This window comes from Pseudomonas paralactis (genome assembly GCF_001439735.1).
Lineage (GTDB): Bacteria > Pseudomonadota > Gammaproteobacteria > Pseudomonadales > Pseudomonadaceae > Aquipseudomonas > Aquipseudomonas paralactis.
The window spans coordinates 234,002-249,653 of record NZ_JYLN01000006.1 but is presented as its reverse complement, the minus strand read 5'-3'; the positions used below and the strand labels follow the sequence as shown (position 1 = coordinate 249,653).

General features: G+C 61.5%; 18 protein-coding genes. 8 read left to right on the top strand and 10 right to left on the bottom strand.

From position 1 onward, the window contains the following. Position 1 precedes the first annotated feature (1 nt). Positions 2-880, bottom strand: a complete 879-nt coding sequence (locus TX23_RS17355) for a DMT family transporter (protein WP_057703250.1) — start codon at positions 878-880, stop codon at positions 2-4. A 184-nt stretch (positions 881-1,064) separates the two neighbouring features. On the opposite strand from TX23_RS17355, the gene TX23_RS17350 reads away from it, so the two are divergent. Genes TX23_RS17350 through TX23_RS17340 form a run of 3 tightly spaced genes read left to right on the top strand, consistent with a single transcriptional unit; the run spans position 1,065 to position 3,383 of the window. Then, a complete protein-coding gene (locus TX23_RS17350) occupies positions 1,065-1,475 on the top strand; it encodes a membrane lipoprotein lipid attachment site-containing protein (RefSeq protein ID WP_057703249.1) in 411 nt (136 codons plus the stop codon). 45 nt (positions 1,476-1,520) lie between these two features. After that, entirely contained in the window at positions 1,521-2,408 is an 888-nt protein-coding gene (gene ypfJ, locus TX23_RS17345) for a KPN_02809 family neutral zinc metallopeptidase (RefSeq protein ID WP_057703248.1), read from the top strand. Then, positions 2,409-3,383, top strand: a complete 975-nt coding sequence (locus TX23_RS17340) for a hypothetical protein (RefSeq protein ID WP_057703247.1) — start codon at positions 2,409-2,411, stop codon at positions 3,381-3,383. Positions 3,384-3,516: 133 nt separating this feature from the next. On the opposite strand, the gene TX23_RS17335 is transcribed toward TX23_RS17340, so the two are convergent. The 3 genes from TX23_RS17335 to TX23_RS17325 all read right to left on the bottom strand — a co-directional run bounded on the left by TX23_RS17335 (position 3,517) and on the right by TX23_RS17325 (position 5,699). Continuing rightward, positions 3,517-4,104, bottom strand: a complete 588-nt coding sequence (locus tag TX23_RS17335) for an HAD family hydrolase (RefSeq protein WP_057703246.1) — start codon at positions 4,102-4,104, stop codon at positions 3,517-3,519. Continuing rightward, positions 4,101-4,970 (bottom strand): acyl-CoA thioesterase II, encoded by an 870-nt coding sequence (gene tesB, locus TX23_RS17330; protein ID WP_005791655.1) that lies wholly within the window; start codon positions 4,968-4,970, stop codon positions 4,101-4,103. The genes TX23_RS17335 and tesB overlap by 4 nt, the downstream gene beginning before the upstream one ends. Before the next feature lie 159 nt (positions 4,971-5,129). Further along, the gene (locus TX23_RS17325; protein ID WP_057703245.1) at positions 5,130-5,699 is read right to left on the bottom strand and encodes a GNAT family N-acetyltransferase; all 570 of its coding nucleotides are present in this window, start codon (positions 5,697-5,699) and stop codon (positions 5,130-5,132) included. A 76-nt stretch (positions 5,700-5,775) separates the two neighbouring features. Here TX23_RS17325 and TX23_RS17320 point away from each other — a divergent pair, with 76 nt between their 5' ends. Together TX23_RS17320 and TX23_RS17315 are read left to right on the top strand one after the other, a co-directional pair. Beyond that, entirely contained in the window at positions 5,776-6,696 is a 921-nt protein-coding gene (locus tag TX23_RS17320; protein WP_057703244.1) for a histone deacetylase family protein, read from the top strand. A 171-nt stretch (positions 6,697-6,867) separates the two neighbouring features. Beyond that, positions 6,868-8,094 (top strand): TIGR03862 family flavoprotein, encoded by a 1,227-nt coding sequence (locus tag TX23_RS17315; protein WP_057703243.1) that lies wholly within the window; start codon positions 6,868-6,870, stop codon positions 8,092-8,094. A gap of 120 nt (positions 8,095-8,214) precedes the next feature. On the opposite strand, the gene TX23_RS17310 is transcribed toward TX23_RS17315, so the two are convergent. Together TX23_RS17310 and yedA are read right to left on the bottom strand one after the other, a co-directional pair. Continuing rightward, entirely contained in the window at positions 8,215-9,549 is a 1,335-nt protein-coding gene (locus tag TX23_RS17310; RefSeq protein ID WP_057703242.1) for a DEAD/DEAH box helicase, read from the bottom strand. Between the two features lie 48 nt (positions 9,550-9,597). Continuing rightward, the gene (gene yedA, locus TX23_RS17305) at positions 9,598-10,494 is read right to left on the bottom strand and encodes a drug/metabolite exporter YedA (RefSeq protein WP_057703241.1); all 897 of its coding nucleotides are present in this window, start codon (positions 10,492-10,494) and stop codon (positions 9,598-9,600) included. Between the two features lie 160 nt (positions 10,495-10,654). Between yedA and TX23_RS17300 the strand changes: the two genes are divergently transcribed. Next, positions 10,655-11,116 (top strand): Lrp/AsnC family transcriptional regulator, encoded by a 462-nt coding sequence (locus TX23_RS17300; protein WP_057703240.1) that lies wholly within the window; start codon positions 10,655-10,657, stop codon positions 11,114-11,116. A 90-nt stretch (positions 11,117-11,206) separates the two neighbouring features. Here the strand turns inward: TX23_RS17300 and TX23_RS17295 are convergent, their stop codons facing one another. The 4 genes from TX23_RS17295 to TX23_RS17280 all read right to left on the bottom strand — a co-directional run bounded on the left by TX23_RS17295 (position 11,207) and on the right by TX23_RS17280 (position 13,680). After that, complete coding sequence (locus tag TX23_RS17295) at positions 11,207-11,470, bottom strand: hypothetical protein (RefSeq protein WP_057703239.1); 264 nt, start codon at positions 11,468-11,470, stop codon at positions 11,207-11,209. Between the two features lie 253 nt (positions 11,471-11,723). Beyond that, positions 11,724-12,335, bottom strand: coding sequence for a 3'-5' exonuclease (locus tag TX23_RS17290; protein WP_057703238.1), 612 nt, complete (start codon positions 12,333-12,335; stop codon positions 11,724-11,726). Between the two features lie 25 nt (positions 12,336-12,360). Further along, complete coding sequence (locus TX23_RS17285) at positions 12,361-12,837, bottom strand: LabA-like NYN domain-containing protein (protein ID WP_003194396.1); 477 nt, start codon at positions 12,835-12,837, stop codon at positions 12,361-12,363. A gap of 120 nt (positions 12,838-12,957) precedes the next feature. Next, positions 12,958-13,680 (bottom strand): DUF2076 domain-containing protein, encoded by a 723-nt coding sequence (locus TX23_RS17280; RefSeq protein WP_057703237.1) that lies wholly within the window; start codon positions 13,678-13,680, stop codon positions 12,958-12,960. A 182-nt stretch (positions 13,681-13,862) separates the two neighbouring features. On the opposite strand from TX23_RS17280, the gene TX23_RS17275 reads away from it, so the two are divergent. Both TX23_RS17275 and TX23_RS17270 read left to right on the top strand, forming a co-directional pair. Beyond that, positions 13,863-14,522, top strand: a complete 660-nt coding sequence (locus tag TX23_RS17275) for a YciC family protein (RefSeq protein WP_057703350.1) — start codon at positions 13,863-13,865, stop codon at positions 14,520-14,522. A gap of 41 nt (positions 14,523-14,563) precedes the next feature. Next, on the top strand, positions 14,564-15,652 hold the full coding sequence (locus tag TX23_RS17270) for an endonuclease/exonuclease/phosphatase family protein (protein WP_057703236.1): 1,089 nt from the start codon (positions 14,564-14,566) through the stop codon (positions 15,650-15,652).

Here is a 15,652-nt window from a genome sequence, read left to right as displayed (position 1 = left end):
TCTACCTGCGCCGCTGCTGCCAGGCAGCGGCCAACCCGCTCATGCAGATCACCCCGATACCCACCACCGTGGTCATATCGGGGGTATGGCTGAACACCAGCCAGCCCAACAACCCCGCAAATACGATCTGGCAATAGCCGAAAGGCGCCAGCAAGGCCGGCGCCGCGAAGCGGAACGCCTGGGTGAGCATCAGGTGCGCCGTCATCCCGCAGGTGCCCAGCGCCAGCATCAACACGCCGTGCCACAGGCTCGGCACTTGCCAGAAGAACGGCACCATGGCGCTCATGACCAGGGTATTGCACAGCCCGGCGAAGAAATTGCTGGTTGTTGGCGTATCAACCTTACTGAGGATGCGCGTCAACAGCTGGTAAAAGCAGAAGAACGTCGCCGAACACAACGGCAACAGCACTGCCGGCGTGAACAGTTCGCCGCCGGGATGGATGATCACCAGCACCCCGATAAAACCGCAGATCACCGCCAGCCATTGGCCGCGTGTCACGTGTTCGCCCAACAGCGGCACCGACAGCGCCGTCACCAGGATCGGCGCGAGGAAGTTCACCGCCGTGGCTTCGGCCAATGGGATGTAGTGCAATGCGGCGGTGAAAAACAGGCTGGTGCCCAACAGGCACAAGGCCCGCACCACCTGCATACCCGGGCGCTTGCTGCGCAGCACGCGCAGCCCCGACTGCGGCAGGAAGATCCCGGCCATCAGCAGGGTGTGCACCATATAGCGTGCCCATACCACCATCACAATGGGGTAGAACCCGGCCAGGTATTTGGACAAGGCGTCGTGGCTGGAGAACAGGAACGTCGCCACCACAATCAGCAAAATGCCTTTGAAGGGATGGTTGACGCCTGAGAGGGGGGTACTGACAGTCATGGAATTCTCTTGCTGGCGGGCTGAACGCGATGGTACTCAACCCGGTAATCTAGCAGCCGGGCCAGCGCCTGCTCCAAGAGCATAACCAAACAGCGGGCGAACAGCGCACTAAATCACCGGAATCGAGTCCAACCCTGCACGCTCGCCCAGGCGTTGCACACTTTTTAATCAAGGCCTTGCCGCTATGAAAAAAATCCTCTTTGTTCTGTCTGCCGTCGCCCTGCTGACCGCCTGCGATAAAGCCAAGGAAGCCCCCAAGCCCGCGCCGCCGTCTGTACAGGCGACCCTGGTGCCGCAAACGCCGCCCACCGATCAGTGGGTCGGCAAATGGATCGGCGTGGAAGGCTTGCACCTGACCATCGCCAAAGACGACAGCATCGGCCGCGGCCACTACCTTCTGACCATGCAATACGGCCTCGACGCCGACAACTCCGGCACCTTTAAAGGTGAGGCCGCCGAAGACGGTATCGCCTTCACCCGCCCCGACGGCCCGCAACTTTTACGCGCCGGCGACGGTGCCGCCACCGGCCTGAAATGGCTGTCGGATAAAAAAGACTGCCTGATCGTGACCACCGGCGAAGGCTATTGCCGTTAATACCGACCATAATCAATCACGGTTAGCACACAGAGGAATGCTCACATGCTATGGAAAAAAGGCCGACGCAGCGACAACGTGGTGGATGCCCGCGATGACAGTGGCGGCGGCGGTGGCGGTATGCGCTTTGGTGGCGGCAAAGGCCTGAGCCTCACGGCCATTGTGCTGATCGTCGGCATTGGCTGGCTGACCGGCCAGGACCCGATGCAGATCCTCGGCCAATTGACCGGCCAGATGGAACAGGCACCGTCGGTGAGTACGCAATCGCGCCAGGCACCACCGGCCAATGATGAGCACGCCGATTTTGTACGCGCGGTGCTGGGCGATACCGAAGACACCTGGGGCCAGGTGTTCCAGGAAAACGGCCTGGCCTACAAGAACCCCAAGCTGGTGCTGTTCCGTGGCCGGGTGAACTCCGCCTGCGGTGGCGCCACCTCGGCCAGCGGCCCGTTCTATTGCCCGGCTGACCAGCAGGTTTACCTGGACCTGGATTTCTTCCGTGAAATGTCGCAACGCTTTCAGGCCGCCGGCGATTTCGCCCAGGCCTACGTGATTGCCCACGAAGTCGGGCATCACGTGCAAACCCTGCTCGGCATCTCGTCCAAGATCCAGGCGGCGCGCCAACAGGGTCGGCAGATGGAAGGCGATGGCGGCCTGCTGGTACGTCAGGAGCTGCAAGCCGACTGCTTTGCGGGTGTGTGGGCCAACCGGGCGCAAAAACGCCTGAACTGGCTGGAGCCTGGCGATATCGAAGAAGCCCTGAACGCCGCCAACGCCATTGGCGATGACCGCTTGCAGCAACAGGGGCAAGGGCGCGTGGTGCCCGACTCCTTCACCCACGGCACCTCGGCCCAGCGGGTACGCTGGTTCAAGACTGGTTTCGCCCAGGGCCAGATCACTCAATGCGATACCTTCGCGGCCAAGAGTCTCTAAATGATCAAACGATGGGGGTTACTGCTGGGGGTGTGCGTGTCCTGCTCGACCCTGGCTGCCACACCTGGCACCAAGGTGGCCGGGCTTGATCGCTTCCACCTGGCAGAGGGCGACCTTAGTCTGGGCTTGAGCCAGGACTGGGCCAAGCCGCTGCCAAAGGTCACACGTGCGTTGATCATCGTGCACGGTCGCCTGCGCAATGCGCAGACCTACCTGCACAGTGGTGAACACGCCGCTGAGCACGCAGGGGTTGCTGTCAGCACACTGGTAATCGCGCCGCAATTTCTGGATGAGTCGGACATGAATCACGACCTTCTGGATAAACAGCTACTGCGCTGGAAGGTCGATGACTGGATGGCGGGCGCACCGTCCACCGGCCCTGGCAAGATCAGCTCTTACGGCGCACTCGACCAGATCATCAAGCACCTGGGCAACCGCAAACTCTTCCCGGCGCTGAACGAAATCGTGATCGCCGGGCATTCCGGTGGCGGCCAGGTCGTGCAACGTTTCGCCCTTGCCGGCCACGACCACCCGCTGCTGAAAACCGAAGGCATCAGCCTGCGGTACGTGGTGGCCAACCCCTCGTCCTACGCCTACTTCAGCCCGCAGCGGCCGGTGCCGTTCGATACCGCCCGTTGCCCAAGCTTCAACGACTGGAAATACGGCATGCAAAAACTGCCGGATTACGTAGGTGACCGAGGCGCCCAGCAATTGGAACAGGCCTACGTCTCACGCGACATCACCTACCTGTTGGGCCAGCAAGACACCGACCCCAACCACCCTGCACTGGATAAAAACTGCGAGGCCGAAACCCAGGGTGCGTATCGGCTGATTCGTGGGCACAACTACTTTGACTACCTCAAGCTGCGTCATCCGCAGTTGGCTCACAGGCTGGTAGAAGTGCCCGGGGTGGGGCATGACGGGGACAAGATGTTTACCTCGTCAGAGGGAGAAAAGGTGCTGTTCACGCAGTAATCACTGAAGAAACCCAATAAAAATGTGGGAGCTGGCTTGCCTGCGATGACGGACTGTCAGTTGACAGAGTGTCAACTGACCCACCGCTATCGCAGGCAAGCCAGCTCCCACAATTGGATTTGTGCTAACCGATTCAAATCATTCGGCGCAGCGCTGCACAATCCTCGGCATGCCAATCCGCCAATTCCGGCCAAGGGTTCTCCGGCAAGTTCACCAACACCGTCTTGCTGCCCGCTGCCCGACCACAATCCAGGTCAAAGCGATAATCCCCCACCATCACCATTTCGCTGGGTGCTACGTCCCAAGCCGCCGCCAGTTTCAGCAACCCACCCGGATCCGGCTTGTGCAGCGCATCATCACGCCCCAGCACATCCTCAATGGCAAAGCAGTCCGCCAGGCCTATCGCCTCCAGGGTGATATGGGCCAGCTCCCGCGCATTGCGGGTCAGGATCCCCAAGCGATAACCGCGCCCAGCCAATTCGCGTACCAGCTCCACCGCGCCTTGCGCCGCCACCGAACCCAGGGCCAGCTCACGCTCGTGCTCCAGCAACCAGGCGTGCTTGGCGGCTGCAACCGGGGCCGGCAAGGCCGCCAGGTGCGTGAGGATGTCGTCTTCAGGTGGAATGTCCAGGGCCACGCGAATAGCGGCAAAATCATGCACCGCCACCGTCAGCGTGCCGTCCATGTCGAACACCCAGTGTTTAACGTCCGACAGGCTCATGCCCAATCCTTGCGATGGCGGATCAAACCTTCCTGGGTCACCGACGCCACCAGTTGCCCGGCGCGGTTGTACACACTGCCGCGGGAGAAACCTCGGGAGTTACCGGCCCATGGGCTGTCCATGGCATACAGCAACCAGTCATCGGCACGCAGGTCGGCGTGAAACCACAGCGCGTGATCGAGGCTGGCAACCTGCATGTCTTTCTGCCACACGGTCTTGCCATGGGGCAGCAATGAGGTGGTCAGCAGCCCAAAGTCCGAGGCGTAGGCCAGCAGGTACTTATGCAGCGCCGGCGAGTCCGCCAGGGCGCCGTCGGCACGAAACCACACGTACTTGACCGGGTCGGACGGCTGCGGGTTGAACGGGTCTTTTTCGGTGACCGGGCGCACTTCGATGGGCTTGGGGCACAGCAACTTGTCGCGCATGTGCTCGGGGATCAGGTGCGCACGCTGCTGGGTCAGTTCCAGCTCCGACGGCAGGTTCTCCGGGCCCACCACCACCGGCATGGTGGTCTGGTGCTCAAAGCCTGCTTCGTCGTACTGAAACGAAGTGGTGCAGGTAAAAATCGGATGGCCCTTTTGAATCGCCGTGACACGACGCGTGCTGAAGCTGCCGCCATCGCGCACGCGGTCCACCGAATACACCACCGGCAACGCGGCATCGCCAGGGCGCAGGAAATAACCGTGCAGGGAATGCACATGCCGCGCTTCTTCTACGGTCTGGCTGGCCGCCGACAACGACTGCCCCAGCACCTGGCCGCCGAACAACTGGCGAAAGCCCAGGTCCTGGCTGCGGCCGCGAAAGAGGTTCTCCTCGATCGGCTCCAGGGTCAGCAAGTCCACCAGATCTTCCAATACTTGGCTCATTCAAACTCTCCTCAAAGCAAAACGGTATCCACCCGTAGGAGCGAGCTTGCTCGCGAAGAACGCAAGAGCGCTGCGGTAAACCAGAAGCACTGCGTCATCGTTAACGACCTTCGCGAGCAAGCTCGCTCCTACAGGTTTCTATTGAGCATGACCGCCTGCTTATCCGTGCAGCGTGTCCAACCATTGGGCGCGGGTGATGCGGTACAAAACATGCGGGCGCAGCGGGTCACCGGCTGCGACTTTCGGGTGTTCAAAATCTGCCTGCGGATCGTAATGCATACCGATGGCCTGCATGACCTTTTGTGAAGGCAGATTGGCTTCAGTGGTGAAGGCGACGACTTCGTCCAACTGCAAGCGATCAAAGCCACAGCGCAGCGCCGTCCAGGCGGCCTCACTGGCATAACCCAGGCCCCAGTGCTCACGGGCCAGGCGCCAGCCGATTTCCACCGCCGGGGTGAAGCCGGCTTCGAAGCTGACATTCGCAAGCCCGGTCAGGCCGATAAATTCGCCGGTGTCCTTGCGCTGCAAGGCCCAAAAACCAAAGCCGTATTCCGCGAAATGCCCGCGAATCCGGCCGATCAACGCGGCGCTTTCCAAGTGGCTCAATTGAGCCGGAAAGTAGCGCATCACCTGCGGGTCGGCGCACATGCGCGCAAAGTCCGGCAGGTCGCTGTCGCGCCATTGGCGCAGCACCAAGCGTGCACTTTCCAATTCCAGTATCGGCTCCATGGATCCCCCTGCCTTGCCATGTGCGTGAGTGTACAGCGCTGTTAAGATCCTTCGCAGGTTCCCGTCAGAAAATCCCATGCCCTTGCCATTGATCTACCACGAAGACTACAGCCCTGAGTTCCCGGCCGACCACCGCTTCCCCATGGACAAGTTTCGCCTGTTGCGTGACCACCTGGTGGACACCGGCCTGACCCAGGACAGCCAATTGCTGCGCCCGCAGTTGTGCCCGGCAGATATATTGGCCCTGGCCCATGAACCTGGGTATATCGAACGCTACATGGGCGGCGAACTGTCCCGCGAAGACCAGCGCCGCCTCGGCCTGCCCTGGAGCGAAGCCCTGGCCCGACGTACGGTGCGGGCGGTGGGCGGCTCGATACTCGCGGCCGAGCAGGCCCTGGAACATGGCCTGGCCTGCCATTTGGCCGGTGGCACCCATCATGCCCATTACGATTACCCAGCGGGTTTCTGCATTTTCAACGACCTGGCGGTGATCAGCCGCTACCTGCTGGCCAGCGGCCGGGTCAATCGCGTGCTGATCTTCGACTGCGACGTGCACCAGGGCGATGGCACCGCACGCATCCTGCACGACACGCCGGAGGCCATCACTGTGTCGCTGCATTGCGAAAAGAACTTCCCGGCCCGTAAGGCCCAGAGCGACTGGGACATCCCGCTGCCCATGGGCATGGGCGATGCCGACTACCTCAAGGTGGTGGATGATGCGCTCAACTACCTGCTGCCGCTCTACCAGCCTGACCTGGTGCTGTACGACGCCGGCGTGGATGTGCACAAGGACGACGCCCTCGGTTACCTCAAGCTGACAGACGAAGGCGTCGCCGCCCGTGATGAAAGCGTGATGCGCCACTGCCTGGGCCGCGACATTCCGGTGATGGGCGTGATCGGCGGCGGTTACAGCAAGGACCGCCCCGCCCTCGCCCGCCGCCACGGCATCTTGCACCACAGCGCGCAACGGGTATGGACGTCATCAGGCTGTCATTGAAGTGTGAGCGTTACCCACAATGCCTGTGGAACGGCCTGTGGGTAACTTGAGCGTAAGCGGCTGCAAGCGAGTAGCCGTATGGCCTGTAGGAAAGTGTACGTTTTTTGATCAGGCAGCGGCGTCGTGGTCGGGTAGAATGCTCGGCCTATTCACATCACCGTAGCCCTGCCCATGCCTCAGACTTCTGCCCACCACGTCTCCATTATCGGCGGCGGCCCCGCCGGGCTGATGGCCGCTGAAGTTTTGAGCCAGGCGGGCGTGCGCGTGGACCTGTACGACGGCATGCCTTCAGTGGGGCGCAAGTTCCTGCTGGCAGGCGTGGGCGGCATGAACATCACCCACTCCGAGGCGTACCCGGCGTTCCTGTCGCGCTATGCCGAACGCGCGCCGCACATGGCGCCGTTACTGCGCAGCTTTGGCGCCGAAGCGTTGTGCGAATGGATCCATGGCCTGGGTATCCAGACCTTCGTCGGCACCTCCGGCCGCGTATTTCCTACCGATATGAAAGCTGCACCGCTGCTGCGGGCCTGGCTCAAGCGCCTGCGGGAGCACGGTGTGGTTATCCACACCCGTCATCGTTGGACGGGTTGGAATGCCGAGGGCGATTTACTTATCCACAGCCTGGATGGCGAAAAAGTTGTCCACAGCGACGCCGTGCTGCTGGCCCTGGGCGGCGGCAGCTGGTCGCGATTGGGCTCCGACGGTGCATGGCTCAACCTGTTTGAAGGCAAAGGCCTGCCCTATGTGCGGCTGCAACCGAGCAACTGCGGGTTTGAAGTGTCAGCCTGGAGCGAGTTGATGGTCAGTAAATTCGCCGGCGCGCCGTTGAAAAACGTCGCCATTGGCCTGGGGGATGACAAGCCTCGGCTGGGCGAATGCGTGATCACCGCCACCGGCATTGAAGGCAGTTTGATTTACGCCTTGTCGGCGCCGATTCGCGAAGCAATCAACCGCGACGGTGCGGCCACGGTGCATATCGATTTGCTGCCCAGCAAGCCGTTGGACAAGGTGCAGGCCGCATTGGCCAAGCCCCGTGGCTCGCGTTCGATGAGCAAGCATTTGCACAGTCAGTTGGGATTGGATGGCGTGAAAGCGGCGTTGTTGCGCGAGCTGACGCCCGCTGAACACTTCACCGATCCGGCGCAATTGGCGGTGGATATCAAGGCGTTGCCGCTGACATTGGTGAAAACGCGGCCGATGGATGAGGCGATCAGCACGGCGGGGGGTGTGCCGTTTGAAGCGCTGGATGAGCGGTTGATGCTCAAGCCGTTGCCTGGGGTGTTTTGTGCGGGGGAAATGCTCGATTGGGAAGCGCCGACCGGTGGGTATTTGCTGACCGGGTGTTTTGCCAGTGGCCGGGCGGCTGGGCTGGGGATGTTGGAGTGGCTTAACCGCTGAGCGCTGCGGTGGACTTAAGGCCGCCATCGCAGGCAAGCCAGCTCCCACCTTTGACTGTGTTCACAATTCAAAAGGTGGAAGCTGGCTTGCCTGCGATGAGGCCATCAGCCACCGCGAAAATCACTTCTTCTTACGCGGCCCAGTGTTAAAAACCGGCACCTTGCGCACCGGCTTGATCGAAGGCTCGGCCGGGGCTACGTCCCCACTGTCTACCCATTTACCCAAGTTGCGCTTACCGCCACCACCGGACGCTTTAGGCTTCTTCGGCTTTTTCGGTTTCTTCACCACCTGCCCGCTGGCATCGGTGTCCGGCACGCGGTGCTCCGGTTCGAAATCCGGTTCCATCTTGCGGGTGAGGGTCTGACGGGTCAGCATCTCGATGGCCGAGAGCATGTTCACCTCATCGGCGCACACCAGGGAAATCGCCTCACCGGTGTTGCCCGCACGCCCGGTACGGCCGATACGGTGGATGTAGTCCTCGGCCACGATCGGCAGGTCAAAGTTGACCACCAGCGGCAGGTCTTCGATATCCAGACCACGGGCCGCCACATCGGTGGCCACCAGGATTTGCACTTCGCTGGCCTTGAAGCGGTCCAGTGCGCGTTGGCGGGTGGCTTGGGGTTTGTCGCCATGAATGCCGTCGGCGTTGATCCCCAGGCCCTGCAACTTGTCCACCAGAGCGTCTACGCCGTTGCGGGTCTTGGCGAATACCAGCACCTGCTTCCAGCGGCCTTTGCGCATCAGGTGCACAAACAGCTCCGGCTTGCGCTTTTTGTCTACCGGCACCACCCACTGTTTGACGGTGTTGGCGGCAACGTTGCGCGGGCTGACCTCGATGCTCAGCGGGTCGTTGAGCATCTGCCCGGCCAGCAGGCGGATGTCATCGGAGAAGGTCGCGGAAAATAGCAGGGTCTGGCGCTTTTTCGGCAACATGCGATAGATGTTCGCCAGTTCTTCGGAGAAGCCCAGGTCGAGCATACGGTCGGCTTCATCCAGCACCAGGGTTTGCAGCTGGTTGAGCTTCAGCGCGTTCTGGCGGAACAGGTCGATCAGGCGGCCAGGGGTGGCGACCAGAATGTCCACACCCTTGCGCAGCTTCATCATCTGCGGGTTGATGCTCACGCCGCCGTACACCGCGTAAGTGGTCAGCGGCAGGTGTTGGGCGTACTCGGCAACGCTGGCGTGAACCTGCTCAGCCAGCTCGCGAGTGGGGCACAGGATCAGCGCACGCGCCGAGTTGGCGGCGACTTTCGGCCCTTCCATGGTCAACAGTTGCAGCAGCGGCAAGGCGAAACCTGCGGTCTTGCCGGTGCCGGTCTGGGCCGCGGCCATCAGGTCGCGACCGGCCAGCACGGCCGGAATGGCTTGGGCCTGCACCGGCGTCGGGGTCTGGTAGCCAAGCGTCTCAAGGGCGCGCAGCAAGGGTTCGATCAGGCCAAGGGTGGCGAAAGTCATGTAGTTACCGTAGGAAAAATTCAGCGCAAGGGCGTAATGCGCGGCAGTTTACCTTATTTCGGGTTTGGGCTTGCGCCATTGGGGCAGGCTGATCAGCAACACCGCGCTGATGATCACCAGCATTGCCAGGGCTTCTTCCAGGCCGATGCTCTCACCGACGAACACAATCCCCAGCAACACCGCCACGGCCGGGTTCACATAGGCGTAACTGGTCGCCGCCGCCGGGCGTACGTGCTTGAGCAGGTACATGTAGGCGTTGAAGGCGATGATCGAGCCGAACACCGTGAGGTACGCCAGGGCCAACCAGCCTTCCAGCGGCGGCATGGCCTGCAGGTGCTCGCCAGACAACGCGCTGACGATCAGCAGCGCCACGCCGGCCACGAGCATTTCTGCGGCACTGGCCATGGCGCCTTGAGGCAGCGGCAAATGGCGGCTCCACACCGAGCCGAAGGCCCAGGACGCGGCCGCCATCAACAGCAACACCGCACCCAACGGGCTCGACTGCAAGGTACTGCCCATGTTGAGCATGGCGATACCGATGATGCCCAGAATCACCCCGGCCCATTCCAGCCGCGTATTACGCGCGCCCCAGAAAAACCCACACAGCAAGGTAAACAGCGGCACCGTCGCCACCGCCAGCGCGGCCACGCCGGACGACACACCCATATGTTCCGCCACACTGACGCCACCATTACCCACGGTGAGCAATAAAATGCCGATCATCCCGGCTGCCTTCCACTGCGGCCAGGTCGGCGCCGGCACCCCGCGCCACCTGAGGTACGCATACATCAACACCCCCGCCGTGCAAAACCGAATCCCCGCCAGCAACAGCGGCGGCCAGTACTCCACGCCGATACGAATCACCAGATAGGTGGAACCCCAGATCACATACAACGCAAAAAAGGCGGCGATCAACGGTAAGGGAAAGCGACGTGGGCCAGGCATGGGGCGGCTCGATGGCAGGTAAAGGGAGACTTATTCTAGAAACGAAGCTGGATAAACTTAAGTTACAAAACCTGTTTAAACCGCCCGTACACTTTTCAAACCATGGTTATGAGGGCTATAACCCGTGCTTTCGAAAGCCACGCGCAACCGGAGCCTTACCATGGACAAATACGACCGAATGCTCCTAAGCGCCCTGCTTGAAGATGGCCGTGCTTCCTACGCGCAGCTGGCGCGCACCGTAAACCTCTCCGCCCCCGCCGTGGCCGAACGCGTGGCCAAGCTGGAGGCCAGCGGAGTGATCACCGGGTACCAGGCCAAAGTGGATTTATCCAAGGTCGGTTTGCCGATTCAATGCGTGATCGAACTGCGGCTGACCAATCATGGCAGCCAGAAGGTGTACGACGCCCTGGCGCAAATTCCCGAACTGACCGAATGCCACCGCGTCACGGGCGACCCGTGCGTGATCATGCAAGCGGCGGTGGGCTCGATGCCCGAGTTGGAGAACCTGATTAACAGGGTCGCGAAGTTCGGGTTCAGCAAGACCTCAATTATTTTGTCCAGCGCCATAGAGCGGCGGGTGCCGTTGGGGCAGTTGGAAGCCCATGGGAAAAATGCTGGCTGAGCGATCGCCATCGCGGGCAAGCCCGGCTCCCACAGGGATCGCGTACTGCCAACTGTGGGAGCTGGCTTGCCTGCGATGGCGTCAGTGGCCTCACCGAAGAGTCGAACGCTGAACAATCAAATCGACTACCTGCTCAATCGTAGTGATGTGATCCCAATCCTCCTGCGTCGCTTGCAGCTTGAACTGCCACTTGATCTGCATGACAAAGCAGGTCAGGTCGTCATCAATGATGTCGAAGTCATGGATGAAGTCGGTTTGCTCCGACACCTCGCTTCGGTCGATAAAGCCGATGATATCGACGAATAGCTGGATCACTTTTTCGCTGATTTCGGCTCTGGTCGGATGATCCTTCATTTCTAGCTGCCTCTCCAAAACGTTGTCCAATAAGCCTGCCACTATTGGCAAGCAGGACCAATCCCGATCGCGTAGGGTGAGGGACCAGGCGTTGGAGTGCGCACAGCCTCGATAGGCGACGCAACCCCACTGTGGGAGCGGGCTTGCCCGCGATAGCGGAGGGCCAGGCAATAAATGGCTGGCTGATACACCGCTATCGCAGGCAAGCCAGCTCCCACACTGGAACTCCAGTGTGCTTGAGGGGGTGGCCGGATCAGAACCCGCGATGTTTCTTCAGATGCTCATTGATCTTCGCCGCCGGCACTTTCTGCAAGGTGCACAACAGGTCATGGGACAGTTCACGCAAACCATGAGTCTGGCGCAGTTCCTGGGCCAGGTGCGCCGTGAGATTGGCGGCCATTTCCGCATCCGCCAGCGCCCGGTGAGCCTGGCCGGTGTGGGGCAATTTGGCGTAAGCGTTGAGGGTGCCGAGCTTGTGGTTGGGCGCCGCCGGCATCAGGCGGCGGGACAGCAGCAGGGAGCAGGCAAATTTTTGCAGGCGGGTGCGGCGGATCAGGCCCAGCTCAAAGTCCCAGAACTTCTGGTCGAACGCGGCGTTGTGCGCCATCAAGGGCGTGGTGCCGACGAACTCATTGACTTCGTTCATCACCCGTTCAGCCGGTGGCGCGCTGCGCAGCATGGCGTTGCTGATGCCGGTGAGCTGTTCGATAAAGGCCGGTACGCGTACACCGGCGTTCATCAGACTCTGGTAGCGATCCACGATTTGCCCGCGTTCGAGGATGACCACGCCAATCTCCGTGGCCCGGCAGTGGCTGCTGGGGGTGATGCCGGTGGTTTCAAAGTCGATGACCGCTATACGTTCCAAACCTGTTCCAACTCCGTTCTACGATCTATTTGAGCAACAACGCGCCTTCGATCGGCACGTAGTGGCTGGCGGCGCGTATCAATGAGTTGGCCGTCAGCCCCGGCACGCCGTAGGCCACGGCCCGCACGCCATGCTTGTGGATGATGCGTTCGAGCAGCATGTCGAAATCACCGTCACCGGAGGCCAGTACGACTTCGTCGACGTGGTCGGCGGCGTCCATGATGTCGAGGGTGATGCCAACGTCCCAGTCGCCCTTGGCCGAGCCGTCGCTGCGCTGGATGTACGGCTTGAGTTTTACCGTGAACCCCAGGTTGCGCAGGATCTGCTGGAACTGCTGCTGCTTGCTGTCGCCACGGTCGATGGCATAGGCGTACGCCTCGACAATCTGCCCGCGCGCGCTGATGTCAGCCCACAGGGCGGCATAGTTGAAGTGGCAACCGTAGGCCTGGCGCACGGTGTAGTAGAGGTTTTGCACATCGGCGAACACTGCAATTTTTTTCACCGCACTTCCTCATGGGCAGCCAGGCGCCAGCGCCCGGAAAGGGCGCCAGTATGCCAGCCAAGGGAGTGTTGCCGGGAAAAAATCAGACCGGAGCGCCACAGCGCTCCGGGCCTGGGTGTGTCAGACGAAGGAGTCGTCGTCGCCAAAGGAAGAGGAATCGTCGGAATAATCGCTGTCGGCGAAGTTGTCAGAGTTGCTGCCCCAGCTGTCATTGCCGGCAAACTTCTGGTCATCGTTGCCCCAGTTGCCCTGGTCACTGGCCGGTGCAGGTTGTTCGATGATTTCTTCGACCACCTGCGGCTGCTGGTTGTGATGGAACAGGCTGCTGATGCCTTCGGCCAGCAACACGCCCCCGGCCACACCGGCGGCGGTTTTCATGGCGCCACCGAGGAAGCCGCTGCCAGCTGGCGCGGCGGCCGGTGCTTGCGGCTGTTGATAGTTCTGCTGCGGTGCTGGCTGGCCAAAAGCGGGCCGCGCCGGCTCACGCCAGCCGCCACCGGAGTTGTTCGGCGCAGGCTGTGGCTCGCGGGAGCTACCGCCAAAGATGCTCGACAAAAACCCACCGCCGCTGGCCGGCGCCGGTTGCGTGGCCTTGGCCCTTTGCAGTTCATCCTGCAATTGCTGGATCTGCTGGGCCTGTTGCTTGTTCTGCGCGTCCAGGCTCTGCAGCGCGTGTTCCTGCACCAGAATCGACTGGGTCATGTAGTACCCGGCGGCGGGTTGGCGCGTCATGTGCTCCTTGATCCGCGCTTCGGCCTGGGCGTCGCGGGGGGCTGAGTCCGTTTCGGCTTGCTGCAACCGTGAAAACAGTCCATCGATCAGGGTTTGCTCTTCGCTGTTCATGGCGACCTCGTTAGATTGCCGATAAAAAATTCCGATCCCACCTGTGATCAGGCCGGGGGCTTTCCAGTTATGGGGATGTTACGAGTTGTTTCAATGGTCTTTACTCAAGGTTTACGTTTGCGCCCCCTGGACCCTGATCGGTTAAAGTGTGGCCCTCTGCTTCCAGGCCTGTGATGACCCTGATGAATCCGTTAGACGTTTTGCGCGACTCCTTGCGTTTTACCCAGCGCAACCTGGGCGCCATCGTGCAGTTGTGCCTGCCGCTGGTGATCCTCGAAGCCCTGCTGCAACAAATACTGGACCACACGCTGGGCCCGGATGCGTTTCCCGGCTACAGCGTGGTCGTGGGTTTATTGGTGTACCCGCTGTACACCGGCGCCTTGATCCTGTTTCTCGACGCCCGCACCCGGGGCGAATCGCCGCGCACCAAGGATGTATGGGCCATGGCCCTGAGCCTGTGGCCGCGTTTTGCCCTGCTGACGGCGATGAGCACGTTGTTGATATTGCTGGGGCTGTCGCTGTATTTCCTGCCGGGCTTGTGGCTGATGGTGGTGCTGGCGTTTGCCGAATACCTGCTGGTGCTGCGCGGTATGCCGGCGTTGGCGGCGATGAAGGAAAGCTTTCGCCTGACCCGCGGGCATTTCTGGCGCATCCTGGTGTGCCTGCTGTGCGTGATGACGCCGTTGTGGCTGCTCAAGGGCGCCAGCGTGGCGGCGTATCCCGAGCCCGCGCCGCTGCTGGGGCTGCTGATGGACAGCGCCCACAGCTTTTTGCAGTTGTTTACCAGCGTGGTGCTGTTCCGTTTATTCATGTTGATCGGTGGCGACGCCGACGCGCGGTGATATGCTCCGTGCCTCTTCTGACACGCATATAAGCCGAGCCGATGACCCGTTTATTGCGCATCACCCTGTTGAGCCTGTTGGTCATCGCCGGCCTGCTGGCGACGCTGATCTACAGCCTGACCTGGCGCCCCGCCGACAAAGAAACCCTGCCCGTCAGCTGCGTGGCCCCCCGCGCGCCGACGCTGCTGCCGGGGCAGGCGCTCAAAGTCATGACCTGGAATGTGCAATACCTGGCCGGCAAGAACTACGTGTTCTGGTACGACACCCCGGACGGCAGCGGCCCGGACGATCGCCCCACCGTCGAAGACATGGCCTTTAGCCTCGACGAAGTGGCCCGGGTGATCCGCGACGAACAACCCGACATCCTGCTGTTGCAGGAAATCGATGAAGGCGCCAAACCGTCCCACTATCAGGACCAGCTTGCACTGTTGCAGGAGCGTCTGGTCGACCTCTACCCGTGCAGCGCCCAGGCCTTCGACTGGAAAGCCGACTTTGTGCCCAGCCTGCACATCTTCGGTAGCGTGGGGCGCAAGCTCGCTACGCTCAGCCGCTACCAGATCGAACACGCCGAACGCCTGCAACTGCCAATCGCCGATGCCAACTTCATCAGCCGTCAGTTCCAACCCAAGCCGGCCCTGCTGCTGACGTATCTGCCCTTGAGCGACGGAGGCCAACTGGCGGTGCTCAACACCCGCCTGGACGCCGGTGCGCTTGGGCGCAGTGCCGTGCGGGAGCAAGTCACGAGTACGGTAAAACTGCTGGATAAACTCGAAGGTCGCGGCACCCCCTGGTTGATTGGCGGGGATTTCAACCTGCTGCCACTGGGCCAGTTCCTGCGCCTGGACGCGGGCAAGCGTGGCCAGTATTCGCCGGACAGTGAGTTGCATCTGCTGTGGGACAAATACCCGATGATCCCCAGCAACAGCCAGTCCAGTGGCATCGACCGTGAGAAATGGCTGACGCACTTCCCCAACGACCCAGGCCTTGATGGCCCGGATCGCACGCTGGATTACCTGTTCTACAGCTCACGGATCAAACGCGTGGAAGCCAAGGTGCGCCAGGAAGATACGTTGCGCATTTCCAACCACCTGCCGGTGATCGCCCGCTTCCTGCTGCCTGCCGCGCAATAA

What these genes read in the sequence shown, in the direction of transcription:
- TX23_RS17355 (WP_057703250.1), bottom strand. Translation starts at nt 880, where the DNA reads ATGACTGTCAGTACCCCCCTCTCAGGCGTCAACCATCCCTTCAAAGGC.
- TX23_RS17350 (WP_057703249.1), top strand. Translation starts at nt 1,065, where the DNA reads ATGAAAAAAATCCTCTTTGTTCTGTCTGCCGTCGCCCTGCTGACCGCC.
- ypfJ (WP_057703248.1), top strand. Translation starts at nt 1,521, where the DNA reads ATGCTATGGAAAAAAGGCCGACGCAGCGACAACGTGGTGGATGCCCGC.
- TX23_RS17340 (WP_057703247.1), top strand. Translation starts at nt 2,409, where the DNA reads ATGATCAAACGATGGGGGTTACTGCTGGGGGTGTGCGTGTCCTGCTCG.
- TX23_RS17335 (WP_057703246.1), bottom strand. Translation starts at nt 4,104, where the DNA reads ATGAGCCTGTCGGACGTTAAACACTGGGTGTTCGACATGGACGGCACG.
- tesB (WP_005791655.1), bottom strand. Translation starts at nt 4,970, where the DNA reads ATGAGCCAAGTATTGGAAGATCTGGTGGACTTGCTGACCCTGGAGCCG.
- TX23_RS17325 (WP_057703245.1), bottom strand. Translation starts at nt 5,699, where the DNA reads ATGGAGCCGATACTGGAATTGGAAAGTGCACGCTTGGTGCTGCGCCAA.
- TX23_RS17320 (WP_057703244.1), top strand. Translation starts at nt 5,776, where the DNA reads ATGCCCTTGCCATTGATCTACCACGAAGACTACAGCCCTGAGTTCCCG.
- TX23_RS17315 (WP_057703243.1), top strand. Translation starts at nt 6,868, where the DNA reads ATGCCTCAGACTTCTGCCCACCACGTCTCCATTATCGGCGGCGGCCCC.
- TX23_RS17310 (WP_057703242.1), bottom strand. Translation starts at nt 9,549, where the DNA reads ATGACTTTCGCCACCCTTGGCCTGATCGAACCCTTGCTGCGCGCCCTT.
- yedA (WP_057703241.1), bottom strand. Translation starts at nt 10,494, where the DNA reads ATGCCTGGCCCACGTCGCTTTCCCTTACCGTTGATCGCCGCCTTTTTT.
- TX23_RS17300 (WP_057703240.1), top strand. Translation starts at nt 10,655, where the DNA reads ATGGACAAATACGACCGAATGCTCCTAAGCGCCCTGCTTGAAGATGGC.
- TX23_RS17295 (WP_057703239.1), bottom strand. Translation starts at nt 11,470, where the DNA reads ATGAAGGATCATCCGACCAGAGCCGAAATCAGCGAAAAAGTGATCCAG.
- TX23_RS17280 (WP_057703237.1), bottom strand. Translation starts at nt 13,680, where the DNA reads ATGAACAGCGAAGAGCAAACCCTGATCGATGGACTGTTTTCACGGTTG.
- TX23_RS17275 (WP_057703350.1), top strand. Translation starts at nt 13,863, where the DNA reads ATGAATCCGTTAGACGTTTTGCGCGACTCCTTGCGTTTTACCCAGCGC.
- TX23_RS17270 (WP_057703236.1), top strand. Translation starts at nt 14,564, where the DNA reads ATGACCCGTTTATTGCGCATCACCCTGTTGAGCCTGTTGGTCATCGCC.